This window comes from Anaeroglomus insulsum (assembly GCF_050689095.1).
GTDB lineage: Bacteria > Planctomycetota > Phycisphaerae > Sedimentisphaerales > Anaerohalosphaeraceae > Anaeroglomus > Anaeroglomus insulsum.
This window is the reverse complement of the sequence record NZ_JBOGCL010000001.1, coordinates 458,074-483,902: the sequence shown is the minus strand read 5'-3', so window position 1 is coordinate 483,902 and position 25,829 is coordinate 458,074. Positions and strand designations below refer to the sequence as shown.

Sequence of the window (25,829 nt, the reverse complement as noted above, 5' to 3'; positions counted from 1 at the left end):
GGCGGAGAAGAATGACAGGGTTATGGGTTGTGCTGAGCCTGGCGGGGTTATTGTCGGGATGGCTTGCAGCCGAGCCAAATCAGGCCGTCAATCCGATACTGACAGCACGTCAAATACAATGGCTGGCAGACCATCCCAATCTGCGGATTGGATTTACGTCTATTCCGCCGCAGGTCTTTTGCGATCCGGCAACGCACACTTTATCCGGGTTATGTATTGATTTCATTCGGGCTGTGGAAAAACAACTGGGCTATTCATTTGAATGGGTGTATTTTCCCACCTGGGATGAGATGATGAAGGCGGCCCAGCAGGGTAAAATTCAGGTGGTGTATGCGGCCCAGAAGACCCCTGGACGTGAAGAATCCTTTTTGTTTACGCAGCCCTATCTCGAATTCGAGAATATGATTGTCACCACCCGCAAAACCGAGGGCACTCTTCGTATGAAGGATTTGTTTGGCAAAAAGGTGGCGACGGTTCAGGGGGCAGCGCTGCAGGAGGATCTGGCACGGCTTTATCCTTCCATTGAACTGGTCCCGGTGAAAGATGAACTGCAAGGTCTGCTGCTGGTGTCTTTTTATGAGGCCGATGCCATGGTCATTGAGCCGTCCCGGGCCAGTTATATTATTGAAGACAAAGGGATAAACAATCTGCGTGTGGCGGGGCCGACGGGGTTATATTTTCACCTGTGCTATATGGTCCGCAAGGATATGCCGGAATTATGCGAGATTCTCAATGCAGGCCTTTCGGCGATCAGACCGGATCAGCGACAGGCGATGATCAATCAATGGATTCGTATCGATTGGCCGGCGGATTTACGTTATTTATGGTGGATTCTGGGAGGGCTGCTGGTTTCGGTTGTCGTCATTATCTTTTTAAATGTGTCCCTGCGCAGCCAGGTCCGTCGTCGTACCCGTGATCTGCAGAACGAACTGCATCGGCGTGAGCAGGCTGAACAGGAACGAAATTATATCGAGGAGCAGTACCGTCATGTGATTGAATTTTGTCCGCTGGGAGTGCTGATTTATCATTTGACAGAGGATGGGCGATTGATTCTCCGAGGGGCCAACACGGCGGCGGAAAAAATTCTGAAAACCGACCTTCGTCCGCTGCTGGGCAAGCGTTTGGAAGATGCTTTTCCGGCTCTGGCCACGACCGATATTCCGGAGCGGTATCGCCGCATCTGCGCCAATGGCATTCCCTGGGGGATTGAGGAACTGCCGTATGGCAATGGTGTAATCCAGGGTACCTTCCAGGTCTATGCCTTTCAGACGGCCCCGGGCCGGTTAGCGGTGATGTTTTCCGATGTATCGGAACGCATTCAGGCCCAGGCAGCGCTGCGCCGTTCCGAAGCCCAGCTGGCCAGCCTGTTTCGAGCTGCACCGGCAGGTTTGGGTCTGGTTGCCAATCGAACCTTCCTCCAGGTCAATGAACGATTCTGTCAGATGCTGGGCTTTACGGCGGAAGAATTGATCGGTCAAAATACCCGCATGATTTATGCCGACGATGCGGAATATCAGCGTGTTGGCGACCAATGGTACAAACAAATTGAGGCGGAGGGGCTGGGGGTGGTGCGGACCACATTTCAGCACAAAAACGGTCATCGGGTGGACGTGCTGCTGACCGCCTCGCCGATTGAGCCGCAGGATATTACCAAGGGTATCAGCTTTGCAGCTCTGGATATTACGGATTATGTTCAAATCAGCCGGGAATTATCGGAGACCGAAGCTCGCCTGGCCAGTGTCTTTCGGGCTGCTCCGGTGGGAATCGGAGTGGTGATCAATCGCGTATTTGTTCAGGTCAATGATTATATCTGCCGGATGCTGGGGTATACCCGGGAAGAATTGCTGGGGCAAAACTCTCGGATGATTTATCCCACGCAGGAAGAGTATGAACGGGTCGGTTCTGAAAAATATGCCCAGATTCGTTTGACCGGCATCGGTTCGATTCAGAGCCAGTGGAAAACCAAAGACGGCAGGATTCTGGATGTGCTGCTGAATTCGGCGGCCCTGGATCCCCAGGATTTGTCCAAAGGCTCAGCGTTTACGGCACTGGATATTACCGAACGCATCGCCGCCCAGCGTCAACTGGAAGAAAATCAGCGGCTGCTGGATGGTATTTTCCAGACCGCACCGGTAGGGCTGTTTTTGCTGGATAAAGAAAAACGCTATGTCAAAGTCAATCGTCATCTGGCCCAGCTCAACGGTGTCCCCGTGGAAAAGCATCTGGGGCATACGGTGCAGGAAATCGTCCCCTCAGTCGCATCGCATATCGACCAGCTCTGGCCGGTGGTGTTTGAACAGGGCAATGCAGTGTTTAATCATCAGGTTGAATTCCTCAAAGGTCGGGATAATCCTTGTACTGTCTATGCGATGGTCAATGTGTATCCGTACCTGGGTCCTGATGGCAGCGTCATCGGCATGCTGGGCAGCGTCGTGAATATTACCGAGATAAAGCAGACGCAAATGGCCTTGGCGGAGAGTCAGCGGCAGATGTCCACCCTGTTGGGAAATCTGCCCGGCATTGCGTTTCGTTGTAAAAATGATCCGAACTGGACAATTGAATTCATCAGCAAGGCCTGTCAGGAACTCAGCGGATATACGGATGAAGAATTTCTACGCGGAGTGCTGTCCTGGAATGACGTGATCTGTCCGGAAGATCGTCAGTTTGTCTGGGATGAAATTCAGAAAGCCATGGCTCAGCGCAGCGTCTATCGGATTGAATACCGGATTCGGACCCGGGATGGACAGGACAAATGGGTTTGGGAACAGGGGTGCGGCATCTTTAACGATGCCGGCCAGGTAGTCGCCCTCGAAGGCCTGATTATCGATATTTCTGTCCGCAAAAAGATCAAGCAGATGCTCGAATTGACGCAGCGCACGGTCGATTATGCCGCCGATGCCATTTACTGGTTTAATCCGGACCGACAGATTGTCTATGCCAATGAGGCGGCATGCAGGCTGCTGGGGTACAACCGGGACGAGCTGCTCAAGATGAAAATCGAAGACATCGATGCCCGCTATCAAGCGGAGGACTGGCCTTCTTTCTGGGAGGAGATTAAAGTTCAGCGTACCCGCCATGTGGAAACGATTCATCGCTGTAAGGATGGGCGGACACTGCCGCTGGAAATCAGTTCGTTCTTTATGGAATACGAAGGGCGTCAGCTGGTTTGTGCCTATGCCCGCGATATCAGTGACCGCAAGAAATATCAGGAGGCTCTTGATACCTTTATTCGCAGTGTGGCCTCGCATGCCGGCAAGGCTATGCTGGAGGATTTTGTTCGGCAGATTGCCGGTCTGCTGGGGGCTGATTATGTGATGCTCGGCAAGCTGACGAATTTGGAGCAGGGGCTTGTCGAGGGACTTGCGATCTGGGCTCAGGGAGAACTGGTCGAACCGTTTACCTGGCTGCTGGAAGATACCCCCTGTGAGCAAATCAGAACCCAGACGCTGTGTGTGATTCCCGATGGAGTATCCGAATTATACCCCAAAGATACGATGCTCAAGACCTTTGGGATTCATGGATATATTGGGGTAGCCATTCTGGATACCCATCAGAGGCCGGTAGGGCTGCTGAAGGTTTTGTTCCGCAAGCCTATTGGGGATACACGGTTTTGTGAATCTGTGCTGCGCATTTTTGCCAATCAGATCTCCATGGAGTTTCAGCGGATGGAGTCCCAGCGGCTGCTGCAGTTTATTCAGTATGCGGTGGACCATGTCGGAGAGTCCGCTTATTGGATGGAGTCTGACGGCAAACTGGTCTATGTGAATAATGCGGCCTGTCAGGAATTAGGGTACTCGCGTGAGGAATTGTTGACCAAGTCCGTGCTCGATATCGACCCGAATTTTGACCCGGAGCGATTCCGGCTGCACTGGCAGCAGCTCCGAGACAAGGGAAGCGCCCGCTTTGAATCGCATCACAAGACTCGGGATGGGCGTGTCTTTCCGGTTGAAATATCCGTCAATCATGTCGAATATGACGGCAAGGAATACCATTGTTCATTTGCTCACGACATCAGTGATCGCAAACGATACCAGATGGCCATCGATTCCTTTATCCGGACGGTTTCCACTTGTACGGGGCAGGATATGTTCCGGGTGTTTGTTGAGCATCTGGCCACACAGCTCAATGCCGATATGGCAATTATTGGGCGTCTGTACGATGCACCGAATTATCGGGTCCAGACCCTGGCGGCGTTCAGAGATGGACAGGCCGTGCAGAATTTCAGTTATTCCCTGGCAGGTACCCCGTGTGAACAATCGGTATTCAGCAAGGACCGGCTTTGTGTACTGAATTCTCTGGACCAGGTGCTCGCCGGCGATCATCCATTGATTCAGGAGGGATTTAGATCGTATCTTGGTATGCCGCTGCATAATCTCAAAGGCGAATTAATCGGCGTGATCTGCTTGTTTTTCCGCAAACCTCTGGAAGACAGCCAATACCAGCAGTCCATTCTGAAAATCTTTGCCAATCAGGCCGCCATTGAGATTCAGCGTCTGGAAGCCCAGGTCGATCTGGCCAACAGTGAATATCGCTTCCGTGAAATGTTTGCCCGGATGAGCAATGCCGTATTGATATTGAGAGCGGTTGATGAGGGCCATGATTTCGAGGTGGTGGATGTCAACCCCGCCTGCCAGCGGGTTGAAAAACGGTCTCGGGAGCAATTGGTCGGTCGCAGGATGCGGGAGATCTTTCCGGCTATCGAAGAGCATCCGGTGATGGATTTTGTACGGCGGATATGGCGTACCGGGCAGTCTGAACATCTGCCGACGGTTTTTTATCGGGATGAGCGGATTGTCACCTGGCGCGAAGGGTATGGCTATCGGCTGCCGACCGGCGAAGTGGTCGTCTTGTATGATGATATCACCGAACGCAAGCGGGCGGAGGATGCCATTCAGCTCAATAGCGAGCGGATGCAGGCGTTGCTCCGGCTTAACCAGATGACCGAGGCTTCGCTCAAGGAAATAAGCGATTTTGCTCTCGAAGAGGCCGTCCGCCTGACCCGCAGCCAGGTGGGATATCTGGCGTTTGTCAATGAAGAACAGACGGTCCTGACCATCTATTCCTGGTCGAAGGAAGCCCTGCAGGAATGTCGGATGGAGGAAAAGCCGATCTTCTATGAGGTCGCCAAAACGGGGTTGTGGGGAGAAGCCCTGCGCCAGCGCAAGCCCATCATCACCAACGATTATGCCGCCGACAATCCGTTTAAGAAAGGCTTGCCGCAGGGCCATATCCCGCTCGTACGACATATGAATGTCCCGGTTATTGTAGGTTCACGGGTGGTTGTCGTTGCCGGTGTGGCGAATAAAGCCGAGGAATACGATCAGACTGACGTGCAGCAATTGACCCTGCTGATGGAAGGCATGTGGCGTCTGGTAGAACGCATTCAGGCCCAACAGGCCAGCGAAAAGCTGATGAAAGAAATCCAGGCCAAAAATGAAGAGCTGGAAAACATTGTGTTTGTGGCCTCGCATGATTTGCGGAGTCCGTTAATCAACATTCAGGGCTTTGCCGGCGAGCTGCAGAAAAGCTGCCGTGAGCTGACTGTCCTGCTGGGGCGAGAAACACTCAGTGAGAAAAACAGCCGGGTGATCCGACGTCTGCTGGATGAAGATATTCCTGAATCGATCGGTTTTATCTCCGCCGGCACAGTCAAAATGGATGCTCTGGTCAACGGGCTTTTGCAGATTGCCCGCATCGGTACCATGCAGATGCACATTGAAACGATCGATATGAACCGGCTGATGGCCAACATTCTCAAGACCGTTCAGTACCAGATGCGCGAATATGAAATTGAGATTCATGTGGACCCACTGCCGCGGTGCATGGGGGACTGGGTACATTTGAATCAGGTCTTTTCCAATCTGATTGACAATGCCATCAAATACCGTCACCCCAGCCGTAAGGCGGTTATCGAAGTATTTGCTCGATCCGCCGACGATCGGGTACTATATACGGTTAAGGATAACGGCATCGGAATTCCGGCCGAGCAGACAGACAAGATTTTTGAGGTGTTTCACCGTCTTAATCCGGCCGGCCCTGTCAAGGGAGAGGGGTTGGGGCTGACAATCGTCCGTCGGATTTTGGACCGTCTGGACGGCAAGATATATGTTGAGTCCTCCCCGGACCAGGGGGCAGCCTTTATCGTCGAACTGCCTGCAGTGATCCAGCGATAATCCGTTAGAACGACAAGGGCCAGTTGTTGCCGTTTGTGGGTGAGCGTGGCCAGAGCAGGAGGTCGTCTTTGCCGCGATTGTCGTTCTGACCGCCGTCATCGATACCGTTGGGGCCTGCACTGTACAGTCGAAACGGTTCGTTATCGGGTAGGTATCGGAACGGTTTGCCATTGACCGGATCGGTTGGGACAGGGTGGGATCCAAACGCCTCTTCCAGATGTGCGGGCCATTGTCCGTGCTTAAGCTGATATCGCTTGAGAGCAATCAGTATTCCCAGTGCGGCCCGCCCCTGCCTGAATCGCTTGTCTTGGCTGGCCAGCGGATAATAATAAGCGACCTGCTGACGGGCGTACCAGTCGATAAATGAGGTGGCATTGACGCCGTCCCGCCATGTGTACTGCCCATCTTCGACTTCGATATCCTGGCCGGCAAGAACCATGGCCGACAGGCGGTCAAATCGATCTGCAATCAGGTTGGCGGTTCCCTGCGGGGTGGAAGGGATGGCCAACGCCAGACACAGGGCGATCATTCGGGAATACTCCGTGGACAGCAGAAACCTGCGGACGCGATAGCCCAGATGCTCCTGAAGACCAGCCGGGATATTGCGACTGAAGCGGAAATGGCCCTGCGAATTCTGCTGATAAAATAATCCGGACAGGCTGATAGTCAGGGCTTTCTGAGCCTGGTGGATGTCCCCCCAGACCTCCGGCCAGTGTGAGTCCAGGGCCTGTAATCCCATGTCGAGCCTGTTGAGGCTGTCTTCATCGATATCGTAGTCGATAATCGACCGCCGCAAGGCCCAGGAGGCCTTTTGTTCGATAAAATAGCCGCTGGTCTGGTCGGCCAGTGTTCCCTGCTGCCAGAGATGGTTGGCAATTCGCAGGATCGTATATTGTTTTTGTATAGCGACATCTGTCCGGCGATTAAACAGGTCCTGATTGGCACTGCGAAGCAAATTCCGGGTAAATGCTTTGGTGGTGTTCAATCGTCTGTATTGATAATTAAGCTCGTTCATATTCAGGGGGGGATCAAATGTGCAGACGGGCTTGGCAGTAATCCGCATGAGTTCATCAAGTTCTGGCTCCAGATGTTTCATCCATTCTGCCAGTTCGGGCAGCTCGGTCTGATCCCAGGGGGACCTCTGTGTCCAATCCTCCATTGCGGCACTGACGGGGATGGTGAATAAATCGTCGTGGTGCCGATCAAACAGGGCATTATACTCTATGGCGGCATTGTTGGGGTCTATATGCAAAGACCGTTTAATCCCCACAGACTCCGCGGAATATACATAAGGGGACCATTGGCTTGCGTTCACTTCGGGACTGCGAACCCAGAGATAAAGCCCGATAATGACTATCGATAGTAAAATCCAGACCCATTTGTGCAAATCCCGAGGCATAAAGATGCCTGTTGCCGGGATGATCGTGAACAACAGCAACACCCGCCATGGCAATCCTGCCAAAAGTCCAAAGACCAGCAATATCAGATTGACGACAACCGCACTCCATTGAATTATGGAGAAAAATAATCGTGATATCCTTAGGTGATGCTTTGAGTGTTCTTTTAATAGGTTCATTATATCTTTTTTGCCTTATCTGAAGGCGTATCCTGTCTATGTAAATTATCGTATATAGCAGCAGATTTTTTAAATGTTTTCGGTACTGATTTTGGAACAAAACGCAGTATAATACGTCGTTTATGATTATGATGGGAATGATTATCAACTGTATATTAGGATGCATGGTTTTCTCGGCCGGGCTGGCGGATGCTCCTGTACGTGCCCAGTCCGAACCGAACCAGATTGGCGTGGGGATAGAGGCGACCAAAGTCGACCCCAATATTATTTTGGTTAAAAAAGACCTTAATAATCTATTATTGTACAGAAATCAGGATCAGCCAAAATTGACCAAACAAACCCAATTGCCGGTTCCCGGGACTTTGGCAATGAATTGGCTTTATCAGGGCAAGGAACCTCCAAAACCTCAGATTGGAAACGAAAAAGTGGTTATTGAAACGGACATTCGACCATGGTCTTACTATGAAAATTGGCTTTTTTACCGACCGTGGTTGTATAATTATGACTACTGGGAACGATACAGGAATAATGTAAGTCCTTATTCTATCAATCGTGCCGCAGTACGAATCAATCTCGATACTACGATGTCCTTTGAATTTGGGGGATATACTCCTTACGATCTGACAGGGCCGTATTATAAGCCATGAACCCTTTTTTTGTGGCTATTTTTCAAAATCGGGATTATCAGTGTTGATAAGCCGGTTGAATGGGGGTATAACTACTCCATAAAACGAAATTTTAAAATCTTGACTATTTTTTTAAGAACAAATGTTCAAACTTGACATATTGGTCGATAGTGACTATATAGTCAGTTATGAACGTTACGGATAAAAATACGCTTTGGCCGATGGGGCGGGCACAGCGCAGAGCCAGTAAAACACGTACAAAGTTGCTCGATGCGGCCTTGGTGGTCTTTAGCGAAGTCGGAGTGGATGCGGCCTCGATTGAAAAGATTACGGATAAGGCCGATGTGGGCAAGGGTACATTTTACCGGCATTTTGCTGATAAACGTCAACTTTTGCAGGCATTAATTGAAGATGCACTGGAAAAGTTGAATGCCCGGATAGCCGATGATACGGGAATGTCCCAAAGCCTGGAAGGGTTGTTGGAACGGCTCTTTGACGAACATGTAGAGTTTTTCAGCCGGCACATGGAGCAGTATATCCTGTTGTTTCAGGGTCGGATGCTCATCAAGCTGGGCCGGGATACGGATGGGGCGATTGAAGCCCCGTATCTGCGGTATCTCGAAACGCTCGAAAAGCAGGTCAGGCCCTTTGTGCCTGCGGGCGTGGAATCGTTTAAGATGCGACGGCTCAGTTGTGCCATTGCGGGTTTTGTATTTGGTTTTTTCTCGTTTGGGATCATTGGGATGTCCCGCGAGGAAATGGCAGACAGTATCCGGCCTTTACGAAAGGCCTTTGTGGATAGTATGGCAAGGTTTCTGGCCAAAGATAATAAACAGGAACCACACTAAATACCTTTGGTTTAAGGAAAACGGACAATGAGTCAACCACTTCGTGTGGAAGCGACGGACGTTTCAGACAAGCCTCCCTCTCGACAGGCGCTTGTCAGCGACGACGAGCCGCCCTCTACTACCGCTGTCGTCACGGTTGCGACAGCTGCACCCAAACCTTCAATTCAAACCCACAGCCGCTGGAATGACTGGCGATGGCAGATGAGCCATCGGATTCGATCAGCAGAGCAATTGTTCGGTTATTTTCCCGACAAGGCTTACTGTCAGTCAATTGAACCGGTAATCGGCAAATACCCCATGGCGATCACGCCGTATTATGCGTCGCTGATTCGCAAGGTCGATTTGTCTGATCCGATCTTTCAGATGTGTGTACCTCAGCTGGACGAGTTGTACGATCCTCCGTTTTTGTCCAGTGATCCCCTGGAAGAACATGATGACATGCCGGTTCCCGGACTGGTACATCGCTATCCGGACCGTGCCTTGCTGATTGCCACCACGACCTGTTCGATGTACTGCCGCCACTGCACGCGCAAACGCGTTGCCGGCACACGGGAGACCAGTATCTCTGCCCGTCGTCTGGAGCAAGTCACCGCCTATCTGACAGCTCATCCGGAAATCTCTGATGTAATCGTTTCCGGTGGTGACCCGCTGACCATGAGCGATGAATCCATCGACATGATTTTGTCGGCTATTCGCAAAGTGCCTTCGGTACAGATTATTCGTATCGGTACGCGGATGCCGGTGGTACTCCCGATGCGGATTACCGATAACCTGGTCAACATCCTGAAAAAATACCACCCGCTGTGGATTAATACGCACTTTAATCATCCCAATGAGGTTACGCCCGAATCCACAGAGGCCTGTCGCAAACTGGCCGATGCGGGCATCCCGCTGGGCAACCAGTCTGTTCTGCTGCGGAATGTCAATGATAATCCGCGGGTTTATGAGCAGCTTTGCCGAATGCTGGTCCGGATGCGGGTTCGCCCGTATTACCTGTACCAGTGTGATCTGGTCCGTGGTGTGGAGCACTTCCGCACGCCGGTCAGCAAGGGGATTGAAATTATGGAGTATCTCCGCGGCCGTGTTTCCGGTCTGGCAATTCCGCTGTTTGTGGTCGATGCACCGCATGGCGGCGGCAAGATTCCGGTTCTGCCCAACTATATTGTCTCGACCAGCCCGACACACACCGTGATTCGCAACTTCGAGGGGATGCTGATTTCGTACCCGGAACCGGCCCATCGGGATACCCCCCGAATAACGGCCGAGCCCAGCCACGACACTGCTCCTGGTGTATGGGAGCTGGCCAGTGGTGCCTACAGCCGTATTCAACCGGCCCGTACCATCCGGCAGGCCCGCCGGCAGGCTTGCTGTCATCACATCGAAAACAGCGAATTGCTCGGACAATAGTATGCTGAAACCTCACCGTCCACGGCTTGATTCTCAGGCCGTGGACTTTTTTGTTGTCTGAGGTTGTCTTTCCTATAAACTATGGAAGTAGTGGGTTGGGTTTCCCACACAATTATAATGGATGCCTTTTGCGGCAAATCTGGATTAAGTGAAAATGACTCAATTGAACAATCTAAATGTCGGTTTTGTGTATGACCTGCGGGATGACTACCTTAAAGAAGGCTTTACCGAGGAGCATGTCGCTGAATTCGATACAGAATGGACGATATCCTCGATTGCTAAGACACTGACTGAACTGGGCTGCAAGGTGCAGCGGATCGGCAATGCCAAGGCCCTATTGCGGGAGTTGATGGCCGGTAAGCGGTGGGACTTGGTTTTCAACATTGCCGAAGGGGTCAAGGGACGCAGCCGTGAGGCGCAGGTGCCGGCAATTCTGGAGCTGTTCGATATTCCCTATACGATGTCAGATCCTCTGGTCTGTGCTGCCACGCTCGACAAAGAAGTTGCCAAAAAGCTGGTTCGTGCCGCAGGCCTGCCGACTCCGGCCTCCTGTGTGGTGAAATCGGAACAGGATGTCGCGGCCGTCAATCTGAAATATCCATTATTTGCTAAACCGATCGCCGAAGGTACAGGCAAAGGCGTGGATGCCCACTCCAAGATTACCGATTCTGCCCAGCTTGCCGCAGTATGCAGGAAGCTGCTGGGACTATTCAAGCAGCCGGTTCTGGTCGAGGAATACCTGCCCGGCCGGGAGTTTACCACAGCTATTCTGGGCACGGGCCCCAAGGCCCGTGTTCTCGGGACGCTTGAATTTCGCATTAAACCCAATGCTCCCGCCCAGGATTATTCCTACGAAGTCAAGGAGTATTGTGAAAAATATGTCGAATACTTCCCGATGCCCAAAGATAAGAAACGACAGGAAGTTGAAGCCCTGGCATTAGCCTGCTATCGGGCACTCGAATGCCGTGATACCGGCCGGGTCGATATCCGTCTTGATGCCGACGGAAATCCTTCGTTTATGGAGGTCAATCCGCTGCCGGGGATGAATCCCGGCCATTCGGACTTGCCGATGATTGCCACCCAGGAGGGCATGAGCTACCATGAATTGCTTAAGGAAATTGTCATGAGCGCGTTGGAACGAGTTAAATGACTTCTTATTACAAAAACCATCTGACTATCGCATGTGTTCTGGGCATTATTGGTTTTTTTATTGCGAAGCTGATCACTCCTGTGGTAATGAACACGATTCTTCCTCCCGGTGTTCACATTGTGATGATTAAAGCGGGAGAGGCCTTTACGAAAGTTGTGGGTTCTTGGTTTTGTTTTGGGTTATTTGTTATTTTATTCTATATGTTAAATGTCTGGCAAAAAAAACAGGATGAATATAAACGGCATCTGTTGTTAAGTATTCTTTTGTCAACAGCATCAATGCTTTCCGTCATCGCTTACTTTCGAATTTCTTTAATCAATTATCAGAAAATAATGATTGTGCTGTCGAAAGCTGATCCCTCATCAACCCAAAATGTGTTTTGCCCGAATTTGCCATGGATTCCACTGGCCGGAATCATAGTTGTGTTATCTTATTTCTGCCTGCGTTTTGTGTTTTTAAGAATTGGAAAAAAACAGAGTATTTGAGTTTAATATAGGTTTATATGTCAGCAAAACAATCCGTTCTAATCTTATATCCTCGCCCCAGCAGCCATTATGCCGAAACCGGCTGCGTGGAAAGTGAAGTCGGCGTGATGGACCAGGTCGATGCGGTCGTCAAGGCCCTCGACAATTACAAAATCGCCTGCCGCAGTGCCGCTGTCGGGTCGGTTAGTGAACTGACGCGCATCCTGGCCCAGGCGGCCGAGACAGTTGTATTCAACTTCGTTGAGACGATCGATGGCTGTCCGGAAAAAGCCGCCTGTGTGCCTGCCCTGTGCGAAGCCTTCGGCAAGGCCTGTACCGGCAACAGCACCGCCGGGTTACTGCTGTCCACGGATAAGTGGCAGAGCAAGGCTGTTCTGGCTGCCGCAGGGTTGCCTGTCCCGCCGGGCATTGTCGTCGAACCGGGTCAGAAAGCCAAGCCTGATTTTGCCGGGCCGTATTTTGTCAAGCCCGCCGCCTCCGACGCCAGTGAAGGCATCGACAAAGCCAGCATTGTCAAGACCAAAGGCGCCGCTCTCGATAAGGCCGTCGAGCGGATTCATACGCAGTTCAAGCGGATTGCCCTTGTCGAACAGTATATTGAAGGGCGTGAACTGAATATTACGGTTCTGTATAAAGATGGCCAGCCGGTGGTTATGCCGCTGGCGGAAATCGACTTTTCCGCGTTTACGCCCGACATGCCGCGGATTGTCAGCTATGAGGCCAAATGGAAGCCCGACAGCTTCGAATTCAATAACACCCCGCGGATTATTCCTGCTCCTGTTCCGGCCAAACTGGTCCAGAAGATCCGTGATATGGCTATTAAAGCTTGTGCGGTGCTGGGATGTTTTGATTATTGCCGGGTCGATTTCCGCCTTGATGAAAAGCTCAACCCTTATATTCTTGAAGTCAATGCCAATCCGGATATCAGCCCGCAGGCCGGTCTGGCTGCGGCGATTGATGCTGCCGGTATCAAGTATCATGCATTTGTGAAACTTTGTATCGATAATGCTCTGTCCCGCATGGAGTCCGGCACCAAAAGCAAAAAGAAAAAGTCTGCCCAGGTCAAATCGCAGAACGAACCCGGCACACTGGTGATTCGTTTTTCAGAGCCGAAGGATGTTCAGCCGGTGTTGCAGTTTCTGGATGAAACGAAATTCTTTCGCCATGAAGAAATGCTGATTGCCGAAGAGGTGGTTGCCGATGCTGCCGCCAAAGGTGAATCCGGACATTATCAGTCGTATGTTCTGGACGTGGACGGCCGGACTGTCGGTTGGGTCTGCTGGGGGCCGACGCCTTGTACGGTGGGGACATATGACATTTACTGGCTGGGTGTGGACCCGGCCTACCAGGGTAAAGGTTATGGTAAAAAACTGATGGATTTTGCCGAGCAGAAAATCCGCGACGCCGGCGGCCGGCTCTTTATCGTGGAGACTTCGGGTCGAGAAAGCTATCTGCCTACTCGCAAATTCTACGAAAAAATCGGCTATACCGTTGCCGCCTGCGTCAAAGACTTCTATGCCGTTGGCGATGACAAGATTATCTATACCAAAACAAGCTAATCGATTGGGCTTCTGTTACAGGGCCGGGAATCCTTCCATCCAGTCGGCGGCAAATATTGCGAAATCGTCCAGTTGAACGGTGCAGTCCTCGCCGATCAGGTTGGCTGAGAGCGTGCAGTAATACGGATCAATCGACTGCGTCCACTGTGAAATGAAGATCGCAAGGTCTTCCATATCCACATCGCAGTCGCCGGATAAGTCGCCGCGCAGCGGGCAGACTGTCGGACTAATCACCACGCCTCCCAGCATCGGTGTCGGTATCAGGTCGCCGAATCGTACCCAGGTGTCATTGTCGGCATTGTAGCGATAGCGGTACAAGCCACCGACGCGATGATTGCTGACAAACATCTCCTGTCCATCGGGACTGAAATCCATGTCCACCGCTCCGGGCGAATCAATTGTCTGTTTCAGAGCAGGGACACCGCCTGCATCAAACGAAAACCGCAGCACCCGGTTGGTCGCAAACGCTGCCAGATACAATTCATCATTGTGGAATTTCATAAAATGATACAATTCACCCGTTTGTACTTTGAAATTACTGACAAACGTATAACTGCCGTCGGGATTTCGCGTGAACCGACGGACATAATCATAATCGCTGACAAATAACTGCTGGTCGGCAGGGCGGACAGCAACCCCCAGCATTTTATTGCCATCGGGCATCTGGATGTAACCATTGGCAATCGCATTGCCGCTGCCATCAAATAAGAATCGCGACAGCTTGCCGGTCTTCCAGTTGGTCTGAAACAGTTCCCCGGTGACCGGGTCGAATGCCAGTTGATGGCAGTCTGTGACGTCGTTGCCGGTAATCGTGCCTGCTGCCTGATAAAACGAGCCGGACAGATCAAACCGCGAGATGGAGCTGTTGCCGGTGTGAGCGGCGCGATTGGAAACAAACAATTCCGTTGGGCTGCGCAGGGCCGCCGAAGAAGGATCGTTCAGCATGGAACCCGGTATCGGCGTTAGTTGGATAATCGCCCCGTATGTATCGAACACCATATACCGACGAACCCCCTGACCTCCACCGGCACCCATCGGGGTCTCACAGATGATAATCTGATATGGCGCCGCCTGAACAGGCCGTGTCCACGGCAGTATGGCTAAAACAAGACAATACAACACCACAGTTCGAAATGTCATCTTTACTCTCCTCGAAAAACTATCACCCTCCGGGGATATGCAGAAATTTGCCCGGAATAATACCTGATTTTATACCAAAAATACGGCGAAAAATCAAGAAAATAGGCTCGACATGGATTGTAAGTCTCTGTGGTGAATATGGATATGTTAAATTCAGTGTCACTCTTGCTCCGGCCCAAATTATATCGTATAATATAGGTTCATATCGGGGGCGAAAGGCTTCGACCGGATAAGTTGACGGTCGGTTGGCGTGTCGAGGATGACGGTTGGCCTCGTTAAATATCCGTTAAAAAACTTAACTGGCAACTACCAGTACCAAATGGCTGCGTAAATTACGCAACCCGCATCGGCAGGTTTTCCCGCGAATTTGCCGTTTGCGACGACCAGCGGGATAGCTGAGGTGCCTTTTCGCAGTGCCAAGGCGAAATCCTTTGCGAAATAGCGATGCGGCAAGCCTGTCGTTGGGCGTGCCGTTGGGCGAATCCCAAAATAACGACTACACATGTAGAAGACCGGCCTGAAATATCTCGGGACAGGGGTTCGAATCCCCTCGCCTCCAGTGTATCTGACACGCCTGTCTGGCGGGATCGCGTAAGTGCTCTTGACAGGCGGGGCGTGTAGCTTACTCCTGCACGTGGTCCAGGAGTGTGCGGCTCATTCCTGCTCCTGCATATCCACGATCGAGAAGCATGATGGGGGTTGTGTCAGGAAAGTATCGCACATTCTTTGAGTAGCTCTCGAGCTGGTCAGGGTCTCCCTGCTTTTCCTATTAATCACGAATCACGCCGTTCAAGTTTGTCTCCGATTCAATCGATACCTGTCTTAACACCACGGTAATGTCTATGTTCTGAATGCGATAGTCCCTGTTTTCTTCATTGTCTATCGAGCAAATTGAGGACTTTTCTGTAATGTTCGATTGAGTCTATAAGCAATTTTACGGATTAAGTCACTTCGGTATAAATACCTAATGATTATGAAAAACTGTGCATTTTTATAGTGATTAGGCATTAAGGAAGTTTTTTTTCTTTGACTATGTCATCATGAATACTAAGATTGTTTGCATCATCAGGATCAACACGCAATTTCTATCATTCAACTGGGAAATATCTGTCGAACTAAAAGGGTTTATTGGCAGGATACATTACTCCGATACAGCCAAATTACCCGTAAACAGTCACTTTATTAATGGAGGCGAGAACATGAAAAAGTGGACAGGAACCAGGTGTGTAGTAATTGCAGTACTGCTAATGACGCAGATGGTCCGGGCTAAGACAATTTATGTCGATGCCAGCGCCACAGGCAGCAACAATGGAACAAGCTGGACGAATGCTTATGTCTATCTCCAGGACGCCCTAGCCGCGGCTGTCGCCAATGACGAAATCCGCGTTGCGGCCGGAACTTATCAGCCGGATCGGGGCAAATCCGTAACGCTTGGCGACCGGAATGTCTCGTTTGTCCTGAAAAATCTGGTCAAGATCATGGGCGGCTATCCTGCCGGAGGAGGCAGCACCCGTGATTGGGAGGCAAACAAGACGTTTCTCAGCGGCGACCTCAATGGTGATGACGCCCCCGACACACTCGTACAAAACCTGCTGACAGATGCCACCCGTGCAGACAACAGCTACCATGTGATCTACAGTACCCTATGCGGCTCGCCAACCCTGTTGGATGGCCTCATCATTACCGGCGGTCAGGCCAATGGTGCTGACACCCTTGGGTATGGCGGCGGCTGGTACAACATCACCAACGGCAGCCCCACCTTTACCAATTGCCTGTTCACCCGCAATGCTGCAGCCTCACGCGGTGGAGCATGGTATAATTCAGGTGCCAATTGTAAACCCACCTTGACCAACGTCACTTTTATGACAAACTTTTGCGCCGACCGGGGAGGAGCTATCGCCCTGCTTAATGCAGGCGCGGACATGAAATTGGATAATTGTACTCTTACCCAAAATTATGCAACAAACTATGCTGGAGGACTGTATCTGGACAAATCAAGCCCTACTGTTTTCAATACCAACTTTTCAGACGATTATGCTGTCTATGGTGGTTCGTTGGCAGGTTTAGATAACAGCTCTCCAACAATCACTAATGCTTCATTTTCCAACAGTTCTGCAACGCAGGGGGGGGCAGTGTGGCTCGATACCTGTCAAGTCAAATTCTACAATTGCACTTTTAGCACAAATTCTTCAACTGATTATGCAGGGGCATGCTTCTTGAACTATGGGAAAAATTACATAGAGAATTGCACCTTTAATGCTAATCGTTCTGCGCATTCCGGTGCTATTTATAACCATGTTTCTGATACTGTAATGAATCTCTGTAAGTTTCTTAGTAATGATGCCACTTCAAATGTAGGTGGAGCGATTTATACATTTGGCAGCAGTCCGCAAATGACACGTTGTCTCTTTCATGACAATTACTCGGCATCACAGGGTGGAGCGATTTATAATTCTGCCAGCCATCCAAAATTGATTAGTTGCAGTTTTATCGGTAATTACAGTGCGTCGCATGGTGGAGCGATATCCAATCAGGCCCAAGGCAACGGTACGCAACATGCTTATCTAACGGGCTTGAATTGTCTTTTTTCCGGAAATTATGTAACAGGTAGTGGAGCTTGTGGTGGAGCAATAGCGAACTTTTATACTTATGTTGGTTATTGGGAAGGAAATCGTTATACCTATGTTAAATTTGTAAATAGTACCTTTTACAATAATATATCAGTAAGTGTAGGAGGTGCTTTATATACAAATCACGGGAGCTCCACAAATACACTGCAAAACTGCATCTTATATGGTAATGCGGATACCGGAGGCGGCAGTTATAGCGAATCCGCACAGATTTATGGCGGCACCAACACCATACAATATAGCTGTATCCAGGGTCTCAGCACTTATGTCGGCAATGGCAATATCGGCAGCGACCCTCAATTTGCCAATCCGTTGGGCGATGACTGGATTCCCGGCACGCCGGACGACAACCTGCGGCTGACCAAAGGCTCTCCCTGCGTCGATGCCGGGAATAATACGCTGGTGCCAGCGGAACTGACGACTGACCTCGACGGCATGCCGCGATTTTGGGATGACCCCGATACGCCCGATACCGGCGTAGCCGCAAATCCTGGCGATCCCATTGTGGATATGGGTGCCTATGAATTGAATCTGCAGGGGCCGGTTGCGTTTTGCGATGCCAATCTCAAGGCTGCCGTGGAAGCCTCGCTGGGCTTGACCGATCCCACCCCCAATGATATGCTGAACCTGACCTCACTGACCGCTACCGGCAAGAACATTGTGTGTCTGGAAGGATTGGAATATGCTCTCAATTTAACCTCGTTGAATCTGACGAGCAACAAGATTGTCGACATCAGTCCGTTGAAAAATCTGCCGCTGCAAAATCTGTATCTGGGAGGCAACCAGCTGGGCGGCGGAGATTGGCAGTCCACAATTGCAACCTTAACGAGCCTCAAATCCTTGTATCTGCACTCTAATGGGCTTATCAGCATTCCAGGTTTCTGTGAACAGACGAATCTTCAAAACCTGTACCTGTATAGCAACAAGATTACCGACCTGTGCCCGCTGACAGACTGCCTGACAACATTACTGGATTTGCGGGTACAATCCAATCCGCTGCAGGTGGTGGAGTGGTTTGAGACCTGTGTTCCGCAAATTAAAGCAAACAACCCGAAATTGGTTTCCTTTATGTATGACCCGAACTGCAACCTGAAGCAGAAAGCGGATATCAATAAGGATTGTCTGGTGAATCTGGCCGATTTTGCGATTATGGCCGACGAATGGCTGACATGCGATTACATTTACCAGCAATTATGTCCGTGATCGCGTTGTGAGGGGGATGTGAGTTGTCAGACAAAGCCAGGGATGAAAATCTCTGGCTTTGTCTTTAAAAACGTATCAACAGCCTTGAACACTTCAGGGCTTTCTATAAAGGCATTATCCATATTTCCTGGCTGCCTCAATCGCCCGCCGCATATCTTTTTCGGCGTAGATTTCGGTGGTCTGAAGTCGTTGATGGCCCAAAGCCGCCTTGGCGGTTTTGACGGACTTTGCTGACGCAATTTCTTTCGCCTGGGTCTGTTTGACGTCTTTGGTCGTGTAGATGTGCTTAACCAACCATTCTTGAGCCAGGGCCCTGGCTACCCCCAAATCTTTGTGGCATGATTGGAGCCGATTGGTTTTAAGGGGATTGCTTTTCGCTCGGTTTCCCCAGGCAATATTCCCCGCCAGTAATACCGGCCATGATTTAAAAAAATCGTACCGATAGACATATTATTTCTATCCATAAATTCCTCCATTTGTCATAAAAATTGTCATAAAATGGATTCAAGCTTATTTAGGTGTAGAAAGAATTGTATTTGTAAATCCTTCTTTTGTAATGCTTTACATCACTGGGCGGTACAGGACTCGAACCTGTGACCTCCTGCTTGTAAGGCAGGCGCTCTAACCAGCTGAGCTAACCGCCCGCAAGGGCTAAAATCGGCCACTTGTGGGAAATTGAAAAAAACGAACACAGTTGTTAATCCGGCGGGTTATCCCTGAACTGTATCAGGTTTTCTTCGGAAATGGAGCTGGAGAGAATCGAACTCTCATCTCCGCGATGCGACCGCGGCGTACTCCCATTATACGACAGCCCCGACTGGCCGGACAAATCCAGCAGGCAGGCCAGCATTGTAGCGAAACGGGCCGGACTTTCAACTGAAAATTGACCCTGTGGTGCCAAAAAGGCTAAAAAGTCCATTTTTCCCGGCAAACGATCTGATCCAAACTGAGCCTTTTGGGTTCGTTTGGTTGATCTGCCGGATAGCCGAGAGCCATCAATTCAATGACGCTAATGTGGGTCGGAATTTGCAGGATATCGCGGATTTGATCCGGGTAAAAGGAGCCGACCCAGCAGGTCGCCAATCCCAGGCTGGTTGCAGCCAAGGCGATGTGCTCCATGGCAATCGCGACATCAATTGGACCGGCTGACTGACTGCACCGCATCAGGTATTGCAGCGTGCTGCAGCCAGCGAGCACAACAGGGGCTTGTCCGATAAAAGCCTGGTTGTTGCAGGCAGAAACCAGGTTTTTGCGGGTGTTTGCATCTGTGACCACCACAAACCGCCAATCCTGGAAATTGCGAGCCGAAGGAGCCAGCCTGGCAGCGTCCAGGATGGCATTTAACTTTTCAGCCTCGACAGGCTTATCCTGATAGGCCCGGCATGAATATCGTTTTTTGATGGCTTCGAAAAGATTCATTTTGGTTTCTCCTTTCAATCAATCCCTATCTATATTGCAGGTTTTTGAGTCCTTGTCAATTCTGCCCTATGACGATTATCAGGTTTTTGGCAGGTTTCGCTGGATTTTTGTGTTGTGATGGAGTAGGTTGAATAGAGAAAAGCTCTTTTTTTAGGAGAATAAGACATGGCCAAAGCATTGTTGCTGGTAGATATCCAAAATGATTATTTTCCCGGCGGCAAGATGGAGCTGGTCAACACACAACGGATGGCAAGTCATGCCGGAGCGCTTCTAATGAAGTGCCGGCAGAAAGGGTTGCCGATTATTCATATCCAGCATATCTCTGTCAGGCCGGGGGCGCCAGCATTTCATCACGGTACCGATGGTATTCATATTCATTCTTCCGTATCGCCGCTGCCGGGTGAGATGGTGATTCAAAAAAACTATGCCAACAGCTTTCGGGGTACGACTCTCCATGAGAAACTGCAGGCGATGAGTGTCAGGGAGCTGATTGTCTGCGGGGCCATGAGTCACATGTGCATTGATACGACAGTGCGTGCGGCGTTTGATTTGGGCTATCATTGTACGGTGGTTGAAGATGCCTGTACAACACGCAATCTGGAATTCAACGGCGTTACTGTAGAGGCGGCCAAAGTGCACGCTGCATTTATGGCTGCACTGGCGTATGGATTCGCCAAAGTAACGGCATTAAAACACCTGGAACTGTAAACGCGTCTGTTGTGTCAAACGCTTACAGTTCCAGGTCTGCCCTTGTTTGACTTGCGGCAGGGCTTCTATGATACGATGAGTTCGTTGCCGACTTTGCGTGCCCGTTGTGGTTTATCAAGGTTGATCCCCGAGGCCAGACCGATTTCAGTCAGCAGATTCCATCCGGCGCTCAAGTAGATATACGGCGTCATTTCGCCCGCATCAGGAACGCGGATGGTGGGGAATGGGGTTTCGCGGTTCGCGATGGCGATGACTTTAAGCCCGACACCTTTGACCAGCACCTCCTGGAATTTATCCATTTCTTCGTCGATGGGGTCCACCACGAATACGATGTCATTGGGGTCCATCACTTCTTCGATTCCGTGAACGGCGTAGGTGCCTTCGAGGAAATCGGATTTTTTGCGGGTGATTTCGTTGGTTTTAAGCGTCAGCTCTTCGGCCACACCATCATTGTACCCGGCGAAATAAATCGTCGGAGCTTTTACGGCTGCGGTGATGATCTCGTCGGGAATGGCCATTGTCAGGGCGGTTTCTATCTTGCCGGCCAGTTCCGCGCAGCCTAAGCCCGAAATGGTGCCGGAGATATGACGGATGATGGATTCATAAAACAAGGCTTGTTCGATAACGCTTTTGGTTGCCGCCACAGCCTGTTCCCAGCCGCAGGTCAGCACGAAAGTCTGGGCACAGGCTTCTTCCAGCAGGGTGCCTGCATTGGCGGTCAGACCAAATCGGTTGTCATTGTGGATTTCTCTGAGCTTCTTGGCCAGCAACACAACCTCTTTGGTACGTCCGGAATTGGAGGCACAGAAGACGGCAAATTTGGTCAGGTCATACTGGGCGGCCTGACGCGACCCGTCGGTAAAAATATTCAGCCCCAGTCCCCATTTGAGCGATTTGCGAATGGTGTTTTTGGCCGGAAAGATTCGACTGGAGCCTTCGCCGGTCAGCAGCAGTCTGCCGACGGTGTGAATCCGCCCGGCAATCTCCCGCGTCTGGTTGGGATTGAAGTTTTTTACGACTCGCACCGTCTCCATCATCTCCTGGACCAGCGCGTGTTTTGCATACTTCGGGTCTTGCAGATTCATAGATACTCCTTATTTAAATGTGGTATTCTTCATGGATTGCCGCTTTTATCCCCGGCGGACAATCTCTTCCAGAGTCTGCTTGAACTGCTCGGTTTCCCTGCGGACCTGCTTAACGAAGCTGTTATCCTCGATGGTTCCAATGGCGGCAATCATTTCCTCGGTATTTCGGAATGTGGCCTGCCGGAACGGATTATCGTAATCTTTTTGTCGGGATTGATAGACCTGTTCACAGACAAAATCTTGAATCCGGGCTGCCTCATGGAGTGCCTGTATCCACTGCTCTTTGGTTAAATCGGAGCCCCCCATCAGGTCGCACAATACGGCAAAGGCGTGCCTGTATTTTTGCAGGGGATAAGCCTGCCACAGTTGGTCATATCGCTGGTGAATCGCGTCCCAGGTTGCCAGTTGGCCGGAGGTGATATCTCTGCGAAGCTGATCCACGTCTTCGGCTGTAACAAGCTGACCGCCCAGATTGACCCAGCGGCTTTGCCTTGGCTGTCCGGGAGTGTTCAGGGCAGTGCACATGGCAGCAAAATTGGCTTGCGAATTGGCCTGCAGATAGGCAATCAAGGTTTTGACGGCGTAATACATCAGCATATCACCGTAGGCATGATACCCTTCATAGGTTTTACAGATCATCACTTTGCGACGGGATTTTTCCATATTTTCGCCACAGATTTCCAGTTCGTCGACTGCGTTCTGTGGTCCGTTCAGTAATTGTCTGCCGATATTCCCCAGCTGCTCAGCGGGCAGGTCTTTGGCATATTGGCCCGACCGCATCAGAGCGGCTTTGCCGGTCCACCGTTCCAGCAGTGTCCGGCCGGTAATCAGTTCTTCGGCCGTATCCGGCGCCAGCGTCTCAAATTCAATATGCTGGATTTTATGAATGCGTTTATCACGGCTTTGGAATTTTGAGGAGTTTCGGGCCAGAGCATACATATTAAACAGCCACCAGAATGCCGGAATCACTTCCAGCTGATCTTTGGCGGTATTGTTGTTCAGCAGGGAAAATGGCAGGGGGATATTCAGTTCGGCAGGATAGTCCCCTTTGGCCAGCAGCACAAAAGACGCAAAACGGCTGGAGTGCTTGATGCTGGTGCACAGTCCCGGCCAGAATCCCCGACCGGCCTGGACCTCGTTATCATTGGCACGGCTGTTATGGTTTGACCCGACTGTGGCTCCGGCAGCCATATTGCTTTGGCCCATTACCACTGCGGCAATCAGGAATGAGTTGTTATGATGCTGCTCATGGGCCGGGAAGATCAGATTGTTGAGGACTTCGCAGCAGGAAATGGTGGAGTTGTCACCGAGGAAGGAATTGATCAGTCTGGCCCCGTATTTCAAATTCGAATTATTGCCCAGAACGAATCGCACCGCTTTGCAGCCGTAGAAAATATGGCAGCCGTAGCCGATGATGCCATTGACCAGCTCCACGCCTTCGCCGATCTGGGTAGGTTCCTCCGGGGAAGAATTGATGGTGAGGTTCTTGAGCTTGTTGGCGCCTTTGATATAGCAATGCGCTCCGACTTTCACATCCTTGAGAATACGCGAGTTCTTAATCACGCACTGATCGCCGATGACGCCGTAATATCCACGCCGTGCATCGAATCGCTGTTGTGTGATGTCTTTGAGTTTTTCCTGCAGGGCCTTGTCGTCCCGATACTTGGCCCACAGATACGCATCGGCAGTAATCATTCCGTCGAACGGGAGCACCTGCCGGCAGCCGGTTTCGTTCATGATATCCATCCACACGCGGACCTTTTCCGGCTCGCCCTGCTTGACAATCCCATTGCCGAACTTGGCGTAATTGGTGGTGTGCATTTCATCAATGTTGGCCAGAATGCATCGATTGCCAATGATATAGTGGGCCATATAGGACACATTGTGAATCGCCACATCGTCGCCGATATCGCAGGCCACAATCCGGCTGTTATTGATGCCCGCCGGGATTTGCAGGTCATGATGCTGCAGGATTACATTCCGCAGCCGACCGATACGTACCAGACCAAAAAAGTCTGTATTCTTGACCAATTTCGGATCAAATTCGTCGGTGACAAATATCTCGTCCCAGTTATCGGACGTATTGCTGTTCATCACCAGCCGTTCCAGTTCATCGGCCCGCAGATGACGCCATTTCGGCGCCGGCTGGCTGATCTGACTGTTGCGGAGATAATATTCATCCTGGCCTGCGGGCAGATACTCGGCGGGGATAAAATGTCGACCGATGCTTCCTGACGGCTGAATCGATACATGCTCCATGCCAATGGGCCTCCTGAAACCTGAGTTCGGTTTTGTCAATTCCTGTCGTCTGTCAAAAGATAAAATCTACCAAATGAATCCTAAAAAGAAAATAGGGAAAACCCTGCATTTTTCGAAAAAAAATGGGCACTTTGGTCTTAGAGAAACAGTATGTTGCTGTTATCGGCAGGTCTGCTTTGAGAGATAATTGGTTATAAAACAAAATAGTTACGGCAGATTTAATGGATTTGGAAAAATTGCCCGCCTCCAGGTGTCAGTTTAACTGGATTTTAGACCTGAAAATGCTATACTCTGGTCTCAGAGTGAACGGATTATTAACCATTGTAGAGTAAGGAGAGCCGGAATTGAGTAAGGTTCTGATTATCGGCGCCGGCGGTGTCGGCAATGTTGTCGTCCAGAAATGTGCCCAGCTGCCGGGGGTGTTTTCGGACATCGTGCTGGCCAGCCGGACGGTCAAAAAATGTCAAGATATTGCCGCCAGCCTGAAACGACCGATTACGGTCGAACAGGTCGATGCCGACGATGCCAAACAGGTCGCAGCCCTGATTCGCAAACACAAGCCCCAACTGGTGATCAATGTCGCCCTGCCCTATCAGGATTTGCCAATTATGGATGGCTGCCTTGAGGCGGGGGTCGATTATCTTGACACGGCCAATTATGAGCCCAAGGATGTGGCCAAATTTGAATACAGTTGGCAGTGGAATTACCACGACCGCTACAAAGATAAAGGGATTATGGCCTTGCTGGGCAGCGGTTTTGATCCGGGGGTGACCAATGTCTTCTGTGCTTATGCGATGAAGCACTATTATGACGAAATCAACTATGTGGATATTGTGGATTGCAACGCCGGCGACCATGGCCATCCGTTTGCAACCAATTTCAATCCGGAAATCAACATCCGCGAAATCACCCAGAAAGGCAAGTACTGGGAAAACGGCCAGTGGGTGGAAATCGATCCGATGAGTATTCGCAAGGATATCAACTATCCCGAGGTTGGTCCCAGGGCGTCATATCTGCTGTATCATGAAGAGCTCGAATCGCTGGCCAAATATATCAAGGGCCTCAAGCGGATTCGCTTCTGGATGACTTTTGGCGAGCAATATCTGACGCATCTGCGCGTCCTGCAGAATGTCGGCATGACCCGCATCGACCCGGTGGACTACGAAGGCCACAAGATCGTCCCGCTGCAGTTTCTCAAGGCCGTCCTGCCCGACCCCGGCTCGCTGGGTGTCAATTACAAGGGCAAGACCTCCATTGGCGTGATTTTTGATGGGGTCAAAGACGGCCAGCGCAAACAGATGATGATTTATAACGTCTGTGACCATGCCGAATGCTATAAGGAAGTCAAGGCCCAGGCTGTGTCCTATACGACCGGCGTGCCCGCGATGATCGGCGCCAAAATGATTCTGGAAGGCAAGTGGAAGGGCAAGGGCGTCTTCAATATGGAGCAGTTTGACCCCGACCCGTTTATGGCCGACCTGAACCTCTACGGCCTGCCGTGGAAGATCATCGAAGGCAAGACGATTGACAATTAAAACGATGCATCAAATGAAGGAATCCC

16 protein-coding genes, 2 tRNA genes and 1 other RNA gene are annotated in these 25,829 nt (G+C 50.8%); 11 read left to right on the top strand and 8 right to left on the bottom strand.

What is annotated here, in order from left to right; translation table 11 throughout:
- The first annotated feature begins 11 nt into the window (after positions 1–11).
- The gene (locus ACQ9LF_RS01990) at positions 12–6,173 is read left to right on the top strand and encodes a PAS domain S-box protein (protein ID WP_462487684.1); all 6,162 of its coding nucleotides are present in this window, start codon (positions 12–14) and stop codon (positions 6,171–6,173) included.
- Positions 6,174–6,177: 4 nt separating this feature from the next.
- Here the strand turns inward: ACQ9LF_RS01990 and ACQ9LF_RS01985 are convergent, their stop codons facing one another.
- The gene (locus ACQ9LF_RS01985; RefSeq protein ID WP_462487683.1) at positions 6,178–7,572 is read right to left on the bottom strand and encodes a hypothetical protein; all 1,395 of its coding nucleotides are present in this window, start codon (positions 7,570–7,572) and stop codon (positions 6,178–6,180) included.
- A 299-nt stretch (positions 7,573–7,871) separates the two neighbouring features.
- Here ACQ9LF_RS01985 and ACQ9LF_RS01980 point away from each other — a divergent pair, with 299 nt between their 5' ends.
- From ACQ9LF_RS01980 to ACQ9LF_RS01955, 6 genes are all read left to right on the top strand, one after another.
- The gene (locus ACQ9LF_RS01980; protein ID WP_462487682.1) at positions 7,872–8,396 is read left to right on the top strand and encodes a hypothetical protein; all 525 of its coding nucleotides are present in this window, start codon (positions 7,872–7,874) and stop codon (positions 8,394–8,396) included.
- Between the two features lie 167 nt (positions 8,397–8,563).
- Positions 8,564–9,223: a TetR/AcrR family transcriptional regulator gene (locus ACQ9LF_RS01975; protein ID WP_462487681.1), complete on the top strand. Its 660-nt coding sequence runs from the start codon at positions 8,564–8,566 to the stop codon at positions 9,221–9,223.
- Between the two features lie 27 nt (positions 9,224–9,250).
- Positions 9,251–10,630 (top strand): KamA family radical SAM protein, encoded by a 1,380-nt coding sequence (locus ACQ9LF_RS01970; RefSeq protein ID WP_462487680.1) that lies wholly within the window; start codon positions 9,251–9,253, stop codon positions 10,628–10,630.
- Positions 10,631–10,784: 154 nt separating this feature from the next.
- Positions 10,785–11,780 (top strand): D-alanine--D-alanine ligase family protein, encoded by a 996-nt coding sequence (locus ACQ9LF_RS01965; protein ID WP_462487679.1) that lies wholly within the window; start codon positions 10,785–10,787, stop codon positions 11,778–11,780.
- Positions 11,777–12,265: a hypothetical protein gene (locus ACQ9LF_RS01960; protein ID WP_462487678.1), complete on the top strand. Its 489-nt coding sequence runs from the start codon at positions 11,777–11,779 to the stop codon at positions 12,263–12,265. The genes ACQ9LF_RS01965 and ACQ9LF_RS01960 overlap by 4 nt, the downstream gene beginning before the upstream one ends.
- Positions 12,266–12,282: 17 nt before the next feature.
- Positions 12,283–13,824 (top strand): GNAT family N-acetyltransferase, encoded by a 1,542-nt coding sequence (locus tag ACQ9LF_RS01955; protein ID WP_462487677.1) that lies wholly within the window; start codon positions 12,283–12,285, stop codon positions 13,822–13,824.
- A gap of 15 nt (positions 13,825–13,839) precedes the next feature.
- On the opposite strand, the gene ACQ9LF_RS01950 is transcribed toward ACQ9LF_RS01955, so the two are convergent.
- Positions 13,840–14,964, bottom strand: coding sequence for a lactonase family protein (locus ACQ9LF_RS01950; protein WP_462487676.1), 1,125 nt, complete (start codon positions 14,962–14,964; stop codon positions 13,840–13,842).
- A gap of 207 nt (positions 14,965–15,171) precedes the next feature.
- Here ACQ9LF_RS01950 and ssrA point away from each other — a divergent pair.
- Together ssrA and ACQ9LF_RS01940 are read left to right on the top strand one after the other, a co-directional pair.
- Positions 15,172–15,526: a transfer-messenger RNA gene (gene ssrA / locus ACQ9LF_RS01945) on the top strand.
- A 637-nt stretch (positions 15,527–16,163) separates the two neighbouring features.
- Positions 16,164–18,797 carry a right-handed parallel beta-helix repeat-containing protein gene (locus tag ACQ9LF_RS01940; protein WP_462487675.1) on the top strand — a complete coding sequence of 878 codons (2,634 nt, stop codon included), beginning with the start codon at positions 16,164–16,166 and terminating at the stop codon, positions 18,795–18,797.
- A 114-nt stretch (positions 18,798–18,911) separates the two neighbouring features.
- On the opposite strand, the gene ACQ9LF_RS01935 is transcribed toward ACQ9LF_RS01940, so the two are convergent.
- The 4 genes from ACQ9LF_RS01935 to ACQ9LF_RS01920 form a co-directional block, all read right to left on the bottom strand.
- The gene (locus tag ACQ9LF_RS01935) at positions 18,912–19,091 is read right to left on the bottom strand and encodes a hypothetical protein (RefSeq protein WP_462487674.1); all 180 of its coding nucleotides are present in this window, start codon (positions 19,089–19,091) and stop codon (positions 18,912–18,914) included.
- 276 nt (positions 19,092–19,367) lie between these two features.
- Positions 19,368–19,441, bottom strand: a tRNA-Val gene (locus tag ACQ9LF_RS01930).
- A 100-nt stretch (positions 19,442–19,541) separates the two neighbouring features.
- Positions 19,542–19,612 (bottom strand) — tRNA-Ala (locus tag ACQ9LF_RS01925).
- Positions 19,613–19,703: 91 nt separating this feature from the next.
- On the bottom strand, positions 19,704–20,216 hold the full coding sequence (locus ACQ9LF_RS01920; RefSeq protein WP_462487673.1) for a nitroreductase family protein: 513 nt from the start codon (positions 20,214–20,216) through the stop codon (positions 19,704–19,706).
- Between the two features lie 165 nt (positions 20,217–20,381).
- On the opposite strand from ACQ9LF_RS01920, the gene ACQ9LF_RS01915 reads away from it, so the two are divergent.
- Positions 20,382–20,924: a cysteine hydrolase family protein gene (locus tag ACQ9LF_RS01915; protein ID WP_462487672.1), complete on the top strand. Its 543-nt coding sequence runs from the start codon at positions 20,382–20,384 to the stop codon at positions 20,922–20,924.
- A 65-nt stretch (positions 20,925–20,989) separates the two neighbouring features.
- Here the strand turns inward: ACQ9LF_RS01915 and ACQ9LF_RS01910 are convergent, their stop codons facing one another.
- Together ACQ9LF_RS01910 and ACQ9LF_RS01905 are read right to left on the bottom strand one after the other, a co-directional pair.
- Positions 20,990–22,009, bottom strand: a complete 1,020-nt coding sequence (locus ACQ9LF_RS01910; protein WP_462487671.1) for an SIS domain-containing protein — start codon at positions 22,007–22,009, stop codon at positions 20,990–20,992.
- 45 nt (positions 22,010–22,054) lie between these two features.
- A complete protein-coding gene (locus ACQ9LF_RS01905; RefSeq protein ID WP_462487670.1) occupies positions 22,055–24,268 on the bottom strand; it encodes a DUF4954 family protein in 2,214 nt (737 codons plus the stop codon).
- Between the two features lie 344 nt (positions 24,269–24,612).
- Between ACQ9LF_RS01905 and ACQ9LF_RS01900 the strand changes: the two genes are divergently transcribed.
- On the top strand, positions 24,613–25,803 hold the full coding sequence (locus ACQ9LF_RS01900) for a saccharopine dehydrogenase family protein (protein ID WP_462487669.1): 1,191 nt from the start codon (positions 24,613–24,615) through the stop codon (positions 25,801–25,803).
- The last annotated feature ends 26 nt before the right edge of the window (positions 25,804–25,829 follow it).

Bases quoted from the DNA above. Each gene is read 5' to 3' on its own strand.
- ACQ9LF_RS01980 (WP_462487682.1), top strand. From the start codon at position 7,872: ATGATTATGATGGGAATGATTATCAACTGTATATTAGGATGCATGGTT.
- ACQ9LF_RS01985 (WP_462487683.1), bottom strand. From the start codon at position 7,572: ATGCCTCGGGATTTGCACAAATGGGTCTGGATTTTACTATCGATAGTC.
- ACQ9LF_RS01955 (WP_462487677.1), top strand. From the start codon at position 12,283: ATGTCAGCAAAACAATCCGTTCTAATCTTATATCCTCGCCCCAGCAGC.
- ACQ9LF_RS01905 (WP_462487670.1), bottom strand. From the start codon at position 24,268: ATGGAGCATGTATCGATTCAGCCGTCAGGAAGCATCGGTCGACATTTT.
- ACQ9LF_RS01960 (WP_462487678.1), top strand. From the start codon at position 11,777: ATGACTTCTTATTACAAAAACCATCTGACTATCGCATGTGTTCTGGGC.
- ACQ9LF_RS01970 (WP_462487680.1), top strand. From the start codon at position 9,251: ATGAGTCAACCACTTCGTGTGGAAGCGACGGACGTTTCAGACAAGCCT.
- ACQ9LF_RS01915 (WP_462487672.1), top strand. From the start codon at position 20,382: ATGGCCAAAGCATTGTTGCTGGTAGATATCCAAAATGATTATTTTCCC.
- ACQ9LF_RS01950 (WP_462487676.1), bottom strand. From the start codon at position 14,964: ATGACATTTCGAACTGTGGTGTTGTATTGTCTTGTTTTAGCCATACTG.
- ACQ9LF_RS01910 (WP_462487671.1), bottom strand. From the start codon at position 22,009: ATGAATCTGCAAGACCCGAAGTATGCAAAACACGCGCTGGTCCAGGAG.
- ACQ9LF_RS01965 (WP_462487679.1), top strand. From the start codon at position 10,785: ATGACTCAATTGAACAATCTAAATGTCGGTTTTGTGTATGACCTGCGG.
- ACQ9LF_RS01975 (WP_462487681.1), top strand. From the start codon at position 8,564: ATGAACGTTACGGATAAAAATACGCTTTGGCCGATGGGGCGGGCACAG.
- ACQ9LF_RS01940 (WP_462487675.1), top strand. From the start codon at position 16,164: ATGAAAAAGTGGACAGGAACCAGGTGTGTAGTAATTGCAGTACTGCTA.
- ACQ9LF_RS01920 (WP_462487673.1), bottom strand. From the start codon at position 20,216: ATGAATCTTTTCGAAGCCATCAAAAAACGATATTCATGCCGGGCCTAT.
- ACQ9LF_RS01990 (WP_462487684.1), top strand. From the start codon at position 12: ATGACAGGGTTATGGGTTGTGCTGAGCCTGGCGGGGTTATTGTCGGGA.